The following is a 12,349-nucleotide window of genomic DNA, read 5'->3' as shown; positions in this document are numbered from 1 at the left end:
TAAGTTAGCTTAATGCAACTTCTGGGGCAGTATATTCAAGATCAAATGCATCACTCACTCCTTTAAATGTGCATTTACCGTTGTAAGTATTTAATCCTTGAAGAAGAGCTGGATCAGATAAACAAGCTTTTTCGACACCTAAATTTGCAATTTTTAATCCATACACTAATGTTGCATCCGTTAAACCTAGCGTTGAAGAGCGTGCAACGCAACCTGGCATATTTGCTACACAATAATGAATAATGCCATCTACTTCATATATCGGATTATCATGAGTGGTTGGTTTTGATGTTTCAAAACATCCACCTTGGTCAATTGCTACATCAACAAGAATTGCACCTTTTTTCATCACCTTAAGATCATCTTTACGCACTAGATGTGGAGTTTTAGCACCAGGAATTAATACCGCTCCAATAACAACATCAGCTTCTTCTAGACAGTGTAAAATATTGCCTCTTGAGCTAGTAAGTGTTTTAATTTTCATACTGAATATCTGATCGATATAACTCAAACGTGCCATATTTATATCTAAAATTGTCACATCTGCGCCAATCCCTACTGCAATTTGAGCTGCATTTAGCCCTACTACACCCGCTCCAATAATAACAACTTTTGCTTTAGGAGTGCCTACTGTTCCACTTAATAAAATACCAGCTCCCCCAAAAGTTTTCTGAATATATTTAGATGCTTCTAATGCAGAAAGTCTACCTGCGATAGAACTCATTGGAGCTAAACAAGGCAACCCCATTGAAGTCTTAATTGTTTCATAAGCAACTGCACGAATTTTTTTAGCTAACAACATATCAGTGAGAGGTTTATCGGCTGCCAAATGAAGATATGTATATAAAATTTGATTTTCACGAAAATAATTATACTCAGACTCAATAGGCTCTTTTACTTTTATAATCATCTCACTTTCTTTAAATAAAGTTGCTTTATCCGTCACTATAGCACCAGCTTCAATATAATCCTGATCTAAAAATCCAATTTCTGTACCTGCATTGTGTTCAATATAAATCTTATGTCCTACCTCAGCATAAGCTTTAACATTTGCCGGAGTTAACCCAACACGATACTCTTGAACTTTAATCTCTTTTGGACAACCGATAATCATACGTTTCTCCTTAATATTTTATAAAGATAGACTCAGTGTATTGATAGATTAATTTTATCTATTACAAATTAAACTATTCTAAAATTGAAATAATTTAACTTTTCGTAAGATTCATATAGTAAAAATAATCATCTTTTTATACTACATACAAAAAAAATAGAAATCCGTGATATATTTCACAAAAAAAATAACATTCTTAACAAAAATAATAGAACCATATAGTTTTCAAACTAGGAAACTAGTTTAATTTAATAAACAAATATTCTTAAAAACAAAATAGATTTATATAAATTATCTTTACTGTGCAAAAATAAAAGCGGTCAGATTTTGTATAATATTTACAAAATCTGACCGCTTATTTTTCTATAAATTTATGAATTTATTTATTTAAATTCACACTATAAACCGCAAATCCAACTTCATCATTTTTAATAAATTTCATTGGATATTGTGCTTTTTCTTTAATAAAAGCTTTTGCTTTTTTCGTTGGAGATGTTTCTACACGAATATCTAACTTAACCTTACTTGCTATTGGTGCAATACGCCAGTTTTTATCTGCACTTGGACTAACCTGTCCATCTTCTTGACTTTTTGCACTAATGTAATTAGCTAAAATTTGACGATTTTCATCAGGTGCAGCAAACACAATATGATCACTACCAGTACCAGGAAATTTATTTCCATAAGCACGATAATTATTGGTTGCGACCAAGAATTCAGCTTTTGGATCAACTGGCTTGCCTTGATAAGTTAAATTAATCACACGATGAGACTCTTTATTAATTAAATTACAATCACCATCATAACGTGCAGGTTGAGTGATATCATATTGATATTCTACTCCATCAATAACATCAAAGTTATAGGTTCTAAACCCAGTCCAATTAAGCAAATATTGTGTTTTTTTACTCTTAGGATCAATTTGATTGAACATTCCAGCACTACATTCTAACCACTCTTTTAACTCTTCACCTGTTACTTTAACGATAACTAATGTGTTCGGATAAAGATATAAATCTGCCGCATTTCTGAAAGTTAAGTCACCTTTATCTACTTCTGTATAACCAGTCGGATCATTTTTACGTCCACCTGCTTTAAATGGTGCGCCTGCACTCAACACTGGTAATCCAGCTAATTTTGGCAAACTTTTTACTACATTTTCTGCATAAGATTTTTGTGCTTGATTAACAATTTGGATGGTTGGATCATCTTGCATTAAAGCCAAATAACTGTACATATTATCATTTGCTTTACCAATGGGCTGCGAAACAAATGTTCGAGTAGCTTCATGAACAGGGAATAATAATGCAGCAACCCCAGGATGATTTTCTACAGTTGCAGCTTTTTTCTCTACATCATAAATTGGGCGTAATGCTGCTTTACCATCAGCTACTACCCATTTATCATTTTCTTTTACTAAAGTAAGATCAACTACACTTATATTATTACCCCAATAGCCAGCCATACTTTCAGGTACACCTTTCATTGTCCCTTTTTCAATATCTGCATTTGGTGATTCTGAGAATTCTTTATTTGGGAATAAACGATGAGAATGTCCAAAAATAACAGCATCAATACCTTCGACATCAGCGAGATAAAATGCTGCATTTTCTGCACCTTCTTCGTAAGGTTCATCCGATGGTCCAGAATGAGCAAGAGCAACAATAATATCTGCTCCTTTTCCTTTTAATACTGGAATAAATTTTTCTGCCGTTTTTACGATATCACGAGTATCTACTTTACCATCTAAATTAGCTTTATCCCACACCATAATTTGTGGCGGAACAAACCCAATATAACCGATTTTAACAACCTGCTCATTACCTAATTCATCAACAACCGTTTTTTCTTGAATAAAATAAGGTTGGTAAACAGGTACATCCGTTCCTGGTTTGACAACATTTGCATTAATAATGGGAAAATTAGCTTGTTTAACTGCCGCATTGAGATATTCTAATCCATAATTAAATTCATGATTACCTAATGTACCCACATCATAATTCATAAAATTTAATACATCGATTGCTGGATTGGATTTACCTTCTTTATACCCAACTGCAGCTTGATAATCAGCAATAGGGTTACCCTGAATTAAATCACCATTATCTACTAGGACGCTATTTTTGACCTCCTTCCTTGCTTGGTCAATAAGAGTTGCCGTACGAGTAAAACCAAATTTATCCGTTGGTGCATCTTTGTAATAATCAAAATCAGTTAAAAAACTATGGATATCTGTAGTGGCAACAATACGTAACTTTACAGCATTTTCTATAGAAGGTAATGCCCAACTATACCGCTGTGTACCAAGAACTAGCATTGCACTTGCACCAATTTGAATAAAGCGTCTTCTGTTTATCATTTTATTACTCCAATTAAATGAATTTGCAAACTTTTTGTAAAACTCGCTACTTGCAAAATAGAGTTAAATATTGACTCCTTCTATTTCTAATTCTAAATTTTCATTTTTTATGTACCATTTTATTGATTTAAAAAAAACCTAAGAAGTGATTAATTATCCAAATACATTCAAACAAAATCTCCCATATAAGCAATTTATCAACCAATCTATGGGTATAAAGTTATTTTTATAATTTTCTTACTAAATACAGTTTAGAGGCATGGCGAGTGTCATCACTTATGACATAAATTAAGCGCTTTCGTTCTTCATCAAAAACACAATAATACAGAAGATATGAATATCTTCTGTATAATACATTAATTAATTATTCAGTTAAACTATGAGAAAGAACTATAGCACACCTTGCTCTAACATTGCAGTTGCAACTTTCTTAAATCCTGCAATATTTGCACCATTTACATAGTTAACAAAGCCGTTTTCTGTACCATGTTCAACACAGTTTTCATGGATATTTTTCATAATATTGAATAAGCGTTGATCCACTTCTTCTGCACTCCAAGATAAGCGAATTGCATTTTGGCTCATTTCTAAACCAGATGTTGCAACACCGCCAGCATTTGAAGCTTTACCTGGCGCATAAAGAATTTTTGCATCAATGAATACATTCACAGCACCTAATGTAGATGGCATGTTTGCTCCTTCAGCCACACAGATACAACCATTTTTAAGCAATGTTTTTGCATCTTCTGTATCTAATTCATTTTGTGTCGCACAAGGTAATGCAACATCACAAGGTACACCCCAAGGTTTTTGATCAGCAAAATATTGTAAACCTTGTTCTTTAGCATATACAGATAAACGCTCACGGCGTTCATTTTTAAGCACTAATAAATCAGCTAATTGTTTTTCTGTCATACCGCTTTCAGGGAATAACACATAACCATTAGAATCAGAAACGGTTAATACTTTCGCACCTTTTTGGATTGATTTTTCTGCTGCGTATTGTGACACATTACCTGAACCTGAAATCACAACACGTTTGCCTTCAAAATTTTCACCACGAGTATTTAACATACTTTCAGCGAAATAAACTGTACCGTAACCTGTTGCTTCAGGACGAATTAAGCTACCACCCCAAGTTAAACTTTTACCAGTTAACACCGAAGAGAACTCATTGCGTAATTTTTTATATTGACCATATAAGAAACCAATTTCACGACCTCCAACACCAATATCTCCCGCAGGAACATCTGTATCAGCACCAATGTGACGGAATAATTCGCTCATAAAAGCTTGACAGAAACGCATTACTTCTGCATCAGATTTACCTTTAGGATCGAAATCTGAACCACCTTTTCCTCCTCCCATTGGCAATGTTGTTAAAGCATTCTTAAATACTTGTTCAAATGCTAAGAATTTTAAGACACCTAAATCAACAGTTGGATGAAACCGTAAACCGCCTTTATAAGGACCGATTGCAGAGTTCATTTGTACACGGTAACCACGATTAACTTGCACTTGACCATTATCATCAACCCAAGTTACACGAAAGCTTATAACACGCTCAGGCTCTACAATTCGCTCAAGTAAACCATATTTAGTATATTGTGGATTTTTTGCTAAGAATGGAGCAAGACTACCAAAAACTTCTTCTACTGCTTGATGGAATGGCGCTTGATTAGGATCACGTTGTTTAATTGTTTGGAAGAGTGCATTTAAGTCGCTCATTATATACTCCTGTTTATAATAATTTAGAAAATGTTGTGTTTTAAAAATAGAATAAAGTCTATCAATTCAATCTAAATTTGCAATATAAATTAGAAAAATTAATCATTGAAATTAAAAAAACTAAGTTTAATTAGATAATTATTAAACAAAATATAATTAAAAGTATAAAGTTGTGCCATAGTGTATAAATTTATTGATAAATAATTAGCAAAATTTCTCTCATAGAAACAAATATGGAGTAAAATCTTTATTAGAAATAATTAGAAATATTTTCACAGGTTTTTTATGAGTAATGTAGATCAACAAGAGTTAGTAAAATTTGAAAAAATGGCAAAAAGTTGGTGGGATCCTCAAGGTGATTTTAAACCAATCCACTTACTCAACCCTCTTCGACTCGCCTATATCAATGAAAAATCCAATGGTTTATTTGGAAAGAAAGTACTTGATGTTGGCTGTGGTGGTGGAATATTAAGTGAGAGTATGGCAAGAGCTGGAGCAAATGTCACAGGCATTGATATGACAACACAACCATTAAGAATTGCTAGGCAACATGCTCAAGAAAACCAACTTGAAATTGATTATCAACAAATTACAATTGAAGAATTTCTTGCAAAACATCAAGAACAACAGGCAGAAAGATACGATGTAATCACTTGTATGGAAATGTTAGAGCATGTGCCTGATCCGTTATCAATTATCAGAAGCTGTCAACAATTACTGAAACCCAATGGTATCCTTTTTCTATCTACGATAAATCGAACATTAAAAGCCTATGCTTTAGTTGTTATCGGTGCTGAATATATTTTAAAAATGTTACCTAAAGGTACTCATGAATTTGATAAATTTATTAAACCAGCAGAATTATTAAACTGGTGTGATCAAGCAGAATTAGATTGTGTGGATATGGTTGGTTATCATTTTAATCCACTTTTAGAAAAATTTTGGATCAACCATGATGTAAGTTGTAATTATATTGCTACACTAAAGCCTATTTCTGACTCAATGTAACGGGTAAAAATAAGGTATCAAATACGAGGCTAAGAGGTAAATCAACCACAGCAAGGACACTCATTATTCCTCCTTCCTGAATCAATGAAAAATCACGACTTACTCCTGCATAAGGGGTATAGTCGTTTGCAGTAACACTTAAAATAGTGCCACATCCAGACAACGATAATATACAGGAAATGACCATCACTAGCCTGTAACAAATTTTTCTCATTTATTCATTCTCCAATCTCCCAATCATCATAACTGAAATTACAGAAAAATATGCAAAAAAATCTCAGATTTTGCCATAAAAATGTTTTATATTGTATTTTCCTTTCATTAACTTAAACACAATAATAAAAGAGGAAATGATATGCAAACTTACAATGTAGCGGTCCTAAGTGGTGATGGAATTGGTCCAGAAATCATGGCACAAGCCATAAAAGTATTAGATGCTGTTCAACAAAAATACCAATTCAAATTGAATTACCATTCTTATGATATCGGCGGGATTGCCATTGATAATCATGGCAAAGCCTTACCAGAAGTAACACTCAAAGGGTGTGAAGCTGCCGATGCGATTTTATTTGGTTCTGTAGGCGGACCAAAATGGGAACACTTACCAGCAAATGAACAACCTGAACGAGGTGCATTACTTCCATTACGTAAACATTTCTCCCTGTTCTGTAATTTACGCCCCGCGACTTTATACAAAGGATTAGAAAAATTCTGCCCACTACGTGCGGATATTGCAGAAAAAGGTTTTGATATGGTAACTGTACGTGAATTAACTGGAGGAATTTACTTTGGACAACCAAAGGGGCGTGAAGGCGAAGGAGCTAATGAAAAAGCCTTTGATACAGAAGTTTATCATCGCTACGAAATTGAGCGTATAGCACGAGTCGCTTTTGAAACAGCAATGAAACGTAGCAAACACGTAACATCTGTGGATAAAGCCAATGTTCTGATCAGTTCTACTTTATGGCGAGAAGTAGTAATTGAAATTGCCAAAGAATATCCTGAAGTAGCATTGGATCATATTTATATTGATAATGCGACAATGCAACTTATTAAACAACCTAATTTTTTTGATGTATTACTTTGCTCAAATATCTTTGGGGATATTATTTCTGATGAATGTGCCATGATTACAGGTTCAATGGGTATGTTACCTTCTGCAAGTTTGAATGAACAAGGTTTTGGATTATATGAGCCTGCGGGTGGATCAGCACCGGATATTGCAGGAAAAAATATTGCTAACCCAATTGCACAAATTCTTTCTGCCGCAATGATGCTACGTTACAGCTTTAATTTAGACGATGCAGCAAAAGCGATTGAATTAGCTGTACAAAATGTATTAGCACAAGGTATTCGTACGGCGGATTTAGCAGACCAATTAGCCACAGTTTCAACGGGTAAAATGGGTGATTTAATTGCTCAGGCAATCAAATAATTACTACAAGCGGTCACTTTACTGCTAAATTTTGTAATAAAAACGCCTAATGAATAAGATAATACTCCCATAAGTTTAAGATTACTTATGGGGGTATTACTATTATCACGCTGAGAAGCTTAGCCGATATTAAGTAACGACGACTAATCGACTTTTTATTTTACTAATTACAAATGCAACAATGAAACAGACCGCTTGTAATAACACAACAGCGGGACCCGTTGCAACGTTAAAGTGAAAGCTCATTAACACACCAACTGCACCACTAAATAAAGAAGTACATATAGCAACCAATAGCATATAGTCAAAGCGTTTTGCTAATACGTAACCAGTAATACCTGGTGTGATTAACATTGCAACTACAAGAATGACTCCTACCACTTGCATTGCACTAATAATTACTAATGCGAGTAATACTAACAATCCATAATGTAATACTTTTACATTAAGTCCAACTGTACGTGCGTGACTTGGATCAAAGCAGTAAAGTAATAAATCTTTCCTTTTTAAAAGGATTACCACCAAAGAAACTCCTGCAATAATCAATGTTTGCTGAAATTCATCTTCACTTATTCCTAATATATTACCAAATAAAATATGCAGAAGATGTTGATCACTTTGTACTTTAGTAAATAACACAATACCAAAAGCAAACATACCAGAAAAAACGATACCCATTACCGTATCTTCTTTAATTCGACTGTTTTCTTTTAGGTACCCTACTGCAACAGAACAAAAAATCCCAGAGACAAAGGCCCCCACTGCAAGTGGTAGTGAAACTACATAAGCTAATACAATACCTGGTAGCACAGCATGAGAAATAGCATCACCCATTAGTGACCAGCCTTTAAGCACCAAATAACAAGATAAAGTTGCACATACCACACCAACAATCAAAGAAACAATTAATGCTTGTTGCATAAAGGAATAAGTTAAAGGTTCCGTAAACCAATTTACCAATACATCAAACATCAGTTTTCTCCTCTTTTCGCTTAATAGCGTCGAGTTCCGCTGTTCTTTTTGCGAACTTACGAGGAAGCAAACCATATTTCGGTGCAAAGAAAAATGCAATTAAGAAGATTAAAGTTTGAAGTGAAACAATAAATCCACCTGTTGCACCATCGGCAAAATAACTTAAATAAGCTCCCACAGATCCTGTTACCCCACCTAATAAAATTGAAATAATTAACAATTTGCCAAATTTATCAGTGAGTAAATAGGCTGTTGCTCCTGGTGTTACCACCATTGCAATCACTAATATTGCACCAACACTTTGTAAGGCTGTAACAACACAAGCACTTAATAACGTAAAAAATATAATTTTTAATTTAATTGGTGAAATACCCACTGCTTTTGCTTGCACTTCATCAAAAAAGAGCAATAGCATATCTTTCCAGTAAATTACTAGGAAGAAAAAAGATACGACTAAAATAATTGCAACTTGAATCATATCTTCATCGGCAATACCCAAAATATTACCCAATATGATTGCTTCCACATTTACAGACGTTGGGTTAATAGAAATAATTAGCAACCCCAATGCAAGGAAAGTAGTAAAGATGAAACCAATAATGGCATCTTCTCGCAATTTTGTAACAGACTTTATTGCAAGAATTGCTATTGTAGCAAGGAATCCCGAAAAGAATGCGCCTAAGGCATAAGGTAATGATAAAGCATAAGCAATTGCCACACCGGGTACCACCGCATGAGACAGTGCATCCCCAATCAATGACCAACCTTTTAGCATCAGATATGCTGATAGAAAGGCACAAATAGCTCCGATTGCTCCACTTGCTACAATCGCCTTAAACATATAATTATATGTAAAAGGTTCAAGTAGTTGTTCAATCATAATTATTCCCTTTCATCTTCAGATGGCATAGGTATGACATTCTGATAACGCATTACGCCACCAAACACTTTCTCTAAATTTTCTTCTGTAAAGGTAGAAGCAATATCTCCCATAGCTAACACTGTACGATTAATCATAATCGCTTGATCGCAGAAATTAGGAACGGTATTGAGATTGTGAGTTGATACAAGGATTAAATGTCCTTCACTGCGAAGCTGTTTTAGCAGATCAATAATGGCATTTTCTGTATTAACATCTACACCGGTAAAAGGTTCATCTAATAGAATAATTTGACTTTCTTGTGCTAATGCTCTTGCAAGGAATACACGTTTTTTCTGACCTCCTGAAAGTTCGCCTATTTGTCTATCCTTAAGATGACCGATTTTGACACGTTTCATTGCATCAAGCACTCTTTGTTTATCAATGGCTTTTGGCATACGTAAAAAATTCATATAGCCATAACGCCCCATCATCACTACATCATAGACAGAAACTGGGAATTGCCAATCTACATCTTCACTTTGAGGAACATAAGCCACAAGATTCTGTTTTAATGCTTGACTAACAGGCATTTCACAAATGTGTATCTGACCTTGAGGATTCACTAATCCCATGATACTTTTGAATAAGGTAGATTTCCCACTACCATTCACACCTAGCAGAGCACAAATTGTTCCCCCTGCTAAGTTAAATGTAACATTGTGAATTGCCGTATGCCCATTATTGTAGCGAACGGTGACATCATTCACTACCAGCGAGCTTTGGCATCTATTCATTAAAGTTTAAACCCCTTCACAATAGTATTTACAGTCACTTTAAGAAGATCGATATAAGTTGGTACAGGACCATCTTGAGTAGATAGTGAATCAACATACAATACACCACCATATTTTGCATCTGTTTCTTGTGCTACTTGTTTCGCTGGCTTATCTGAAATTGTACTTTCACTAAATACAACAGGAATATTATTCGCACGTACTTTTTCAATTACGTTACGAATTTGTTGTGGTGTACCTTGTGCTTCGGCATTAATTGGCCATAAGTAAAGTTCCTTAAATCCATAATCGTGAGCAAGATAGCTAAACGCACCTTCACTAGTTACTAGCCAACGCTGACCTTCTGGTACTTTACTTAAACTTTCACGAACAGGTGCATCTAATGCCATAATTTGTTCAGCATACACTTTTGCATTTTTATTATAAGTATCAGCATTTTCTGGATCGTACTTAACAAAAGCTTTACGAATATTTTCGATATAAATTAACGCATTTTTTGGTGACATCCATGCGTGTGGATTAGGCATACCAGTATATGGGCCTTCATAGATCGAAATTGGCTGAATACCTTCTGTTACAACTACCGCTGGTTTATCTTTTACTTGAGAAAAGAAACGCTCAAACCAACGTTCTAAATTCATGCCATTCCAAAGCACTAAATCTGCTTCTTGTGCTTTCACAATATCTTGCGGAGTAGGTTGATAGTCATGGATCTCTGCACCCGGTTTGGTGATCGATTCAACGACTGCCTTATCCCCCGCCACATTTTGAGCGATATCTTGAATAACAGTAAAGGTGGTAACAACTTTAAATTCTTTTGCTAATGCAGAAGAAATTGAGGTTGTAGCTAATGCTAAAGTACCTAAGAGCGCGACGATTTTTTTCATGTTATCTCCTTAAAAAGTAATGTCTGACGCACTGGCGATTATACGCAAAAGGGAAACTTCGTCAATGATAATAATTCTCAAAAAGAAAATTGCACTGATAGGTAACTTAGAGACTTACTCATTTCTAAAATGTCTTTGACTTTTTGTTTCTTCTCTACTATCAAGTAAACGATGATAATTTTCAAAGCGAATAGAATTAATTTTCCCCTGCTCTACTGCTTCTCGCAATGCACATCCTGGGTCATCTTTATGTTTACAATCTCGAAATTTACAAGTTCCCAATATTGATTGGAATTCTCTGTAACCTTGGGTAATTTGCTCTCTCTCCAAGTGCCATAAGCCAAATTCACGGATACCGGGAGAATCAATAAGATTTCCTCCTAAGGGAAGATGATAAAGGTGTGAGGCTGTAGTAGTATGCTGACCTAAGCCTGAATTTTGACTCACATCACCTGTTAAGGCATTAACATCGGGTAATAATTGATTAATTAAACTAGATTTACCTACACCTGACTGTCCAACAAAAATCGAAGTTCCTTTAGCCAAATATTGATATAACTTTTCCATATTCTCGCCAGTATCAGCAGATAAACAAAGTGTTTCATAGCCAATCTCTTCATAAATCGCTAATTGTTTTTGAATTTCTTGTCGTTCAACTTGTGAAAGTAAATCTATCTTATTTAAAACGATTAAAGCAGGAATATTTGCAGTTTCACAAATTACTAAATAGCGATCAATAATGTTAAGTGAAAATTGAGGTAGCACAGAAGAGACAATAATAATCTGATCAATATTAGCAGCCATAACTTTGATGCCATCATAATAATCCGGACGACTTAATTCATTCTTTCTTGGATAAATACCTTCGATAACACCGCTAATCCCTTGCAATTGCTCACTGCCTTTACGCCAAGAAACAAAATCACCTACAACCACATTTTTTAATGTTCTACGTAAATTACAACGATAAATTTCTCTATCTTTAGTTTCAACATCTGCATGTTTTGCATGGCGTGTAACAATAATACCTTCTTCAACTTCGCCAAGCATATCATCTTGCCAATCAAATTCTTTTTTGCTGATTCGCTTATGATGATTAGATTGAATTCGGCGCTGTTGGTTTTGTGTTAATCGGCGTTTACCCAAAATAAAATCTCTTAAATTGATGAAAATAATATATGTTTAGCATA

General features: G+C 34.5%; 11 protein-coding genes. 2 read left to right on the top strand and 9 right to left on the bottom strand.

The features are described 5' to 3' along the window. Nucleotides 1–4: 4 nt before the first annotated feature. The 3 genes from ald to gdhA form a co-directional block, all read right to left on the bottom strand. Nucleotides 5–1,114: an alanine dehydrogenase gene (gene ald, locus Q1J40_RS00855; protein WP_301098152.1), complete on the bottom strand. Its 1,110-nt coding sequence runs from the start codon at nucleotides 1,112–1,114 to the stop codon at nucleotides 5–7. A 379-nt stretch (nucleotides 1,115–1,493) separates the two neighbouring features. Beyond that, the gene (cpdB, locus tag Q1J40_RS00850) at nucleotides 1,494–3,473 is read right to left on the bottom strand and encodes a 2',3'-cyclic-nucleotide 2'-phosphodiesterase (RefSeq protein WP_301098151.1); all 1,980 of its coding nucleotides are present in this window, start codon (nucleotides 3,471–3,473) and stop codon (nucleotides 1,494–1,496) included. A gap of 390 nt (nucleotides 3,474–3,863) precedes the next feature. Beyond that, entirely contained in the window at nucleotides 3,864–5,201 is a 1,338-nt protein-coding gene (gene gdhA, locus Q1J40_RS00845; RefSeq protein ID WP_301098150.1) for an NADP-specific glutamate dehydrogenase, read from the bottom strand. A 285-nt stretch (nucleotides 5,202–5,486) separates the two neighbouring features. Here gdhA and ubiG point away from each other — a divergent pair, with 285 nt between their 5' ends. Beyond that, nucleotides 5,487–6,209, top strand: coding sequence for a bifunctional 2-polyprenyl-6-hydroxyphenol methylase/3-demethylubiquinol 3-O-methyltransferase UbiG (gene ubiG / locus Q1J40_RS00840; protein WP_301098149.1), 723 nt, complete (start codon nucleotides 5,487–5,489; stop codon nucleotides 6,207–6,209). Here ubiG and Q1J40_RS00835 read toward each other — a convergent pair. Beyond that, a complete protein-coding gene (locus Q1J40_RS00835; RefSeq protein ID WP_301098148.1) occupies nucleotides 6,190–6,396 on the bottom strand; it encodes a YceK/YidQ family lipoprotein in 207 nt (68 codons plus the stop codon). The two genes, ubiG and Q1J40_RS00835, sit on opposite strands and share 20 nt — an antisense overlap. A gap of 168 nt (nucleotides 6,397–6,564) precedes the next feature. Between Q1J40_RS00835 and leuB the strand changes: the two genes are divergently transcribed. Next, on the top strand, nucleotides 6,565–7,644 hold the full coding sequence (gene leuB / locus Q1J40_RS00830; protein WP_301098147.1) for a 3-isopropylmalate dehydrogenase: 1,080 nt from the start codon (nucleotides 6,565–6,567) through the stop codon (nucleotides 7,642–7,644). A gap of 129 nt (nucleotides 7,645–7,773) precedes the next feature. Here leuB and Q1J40_RS00825 read toward each other — a convergent pair whose 3' ends face one another. The 5 genes from Q1J40_RS00825 to rsgA all read right to left on the bottom strand — a co-directional run bounded on the left by Q1J40_RS00825 (nucleotide 7,774) and on the right by rsgA (nucleotide 12,305). Further along, nucleotides 7,774–8,616, bottom strand: coding sequence for a metal ABC transporter permease (locus tag Q1J40_RS00825; RefSeq protein WP_301098146.1), 843 nt, complete (start codon nucleotides 8,614–8,616; stop codon nucleotides 7,774–7,776). Continuing rightward, entirely contained in the window at nucleotides 8,609–9,496 is an 888-nt protein-coding gene (locus tag Q1J40_RS00820) for a metal ABC transporter permease (RefSeq protein ID WP_301098145.1), read from the bottom strand. Before Q1J40_RS00820 ends, Q1J40_RS00825 begins: the two co-directional genes overlap by 8 nt. Before the next feature lie 2 nt (nucleotides 9,497–9,498). Next, nucleotides 9,499–10,272, bottom strand: a complete 774-nt coding sequence (locus tag Q1J40_RS00815; protein ID WP_301098144.1) for an ATP-binding cassette domain-containing protein — start codon at nucleotides 10,270–10,272, stop codon at nucleotides 9,499–9,501. After that, nucleotides 10,272–11,159, bottom strand: coding sequence for a metal ABC transporter substrate-binding protein (locus tag Q1J40_RS00810; RefSeq protein WP_301098143.1), 888 nt, complete (start codon nucleotides 11,157–11,159; stop codon nucleotides 10,272–10,274). Before Q1J40_RS00810 ends, Q1J40_RS00815 begins: the two co-directional genes overlap by 1 nt. 114 nt (nucleotides 11,160–11,273) lie before the next feature. Continuing rightward, nucleotides 11,274–12,305, bottom strand: coding sequence for a small ribosomal subunit biogenesis GTPase RsgA (gene rsgA, locus Q1J40_RS00805; protein WP_301098142.1), 1,032 nt, complete (start codon nucleotides 12,303–12,305; stop codon nucleotides 11,274–11,276). Nucleotides 12,306–12,349: the final 44 nt, after the last annotated feature.

This window comes from Otariodibacter sp., assembly GCF_029256985.1.
Taxonomy (GTDB): domain Bacteria; phylum Pseudomonadota; class Gammaproteobacteria; order Enterobacterales; family Pasteurellaceae; genus Otariodibacter.
Note: the sequence above shows the minus strand (reverse complement) of the source record. Positions and strands in the feature narration are given on the sequence as shown.

What these genes read in the sequence shown, in the direction of transcription:
- ald (WP_301098152.1), bottom strand. Translation starts at nt 1,114, where the DNA reads ATGATTATCGGTTGTCCAAAAGAGATTAAAGTTCAAGAGTATCGTGTT.
- cpdB (WP_301098151.1), bottom strand. Translation starts at nt 3,473, where the DNA reads ATGATAAACAGAAGACGCTTTATTCAAATTGGTGCAAGTGCAATGCTA.
- gdhA (WP_301098150.1), bottom strand. Translation starts at nt 5,201, where the DNA reads ATGAGCGACTTAAATGCACTCTTCCAAACAATTAAACAACGTGATCCT.
- ubiG (WP_301098149.1), top strand. Translation starts at nt 5,487, where the DNA reads ATGAGTAATGTAGATCAACAAGAGTTAGTAAAATTTGAAAAAATGGCA.
- Q1J40_RS00835 (WP_301098148.1), bottom strand. Translation starts at nt 6,396, where the DNA reads ATGGTCATTTCCTGTATATTATCGTTGTCTGGATGTGGCACTATTTTA.
- leuB (WP_301098147.1), top strand. Translation starts at nt 6,565, where the DNA reads ATGCAAACTTACAATGTAGCGGTCCTAAGTGGTGATGGAATTGGTCCA.
- Q1J40_RS00825 (WP_301098146.1), bottom strand. Translation starts at nt 8,616, where the DNA reads ATGTTTGATGTATTGGTAAATTGGTTTACGGAACCTTTAACTTATTCC.
- Q1J40_RS00820 (WP_301098145.1), bottom strand. Translation starts at nt 9,496, where the DNA reads ATGATTGAACAACTACTTGAACCTTTTACATATAATTATATGTTTAAG.
- Q1J40_RS00815 (WP_301098144.1), bottom strand. Translation starts at nt 10,272, where the DNA reads ATGAATAGATGCCAAAGCTCGCTGGTAGTGAATGATGTCACCGTTCGC.
- Q1J40_RS00810 (WP_301098143.1), bottom strand. Translation starts at nt 11,159, where the DNA reads ATGAAAAAAATCGTCGCGCTCTTAGGTACTTTAGCATTAGCTACAACC.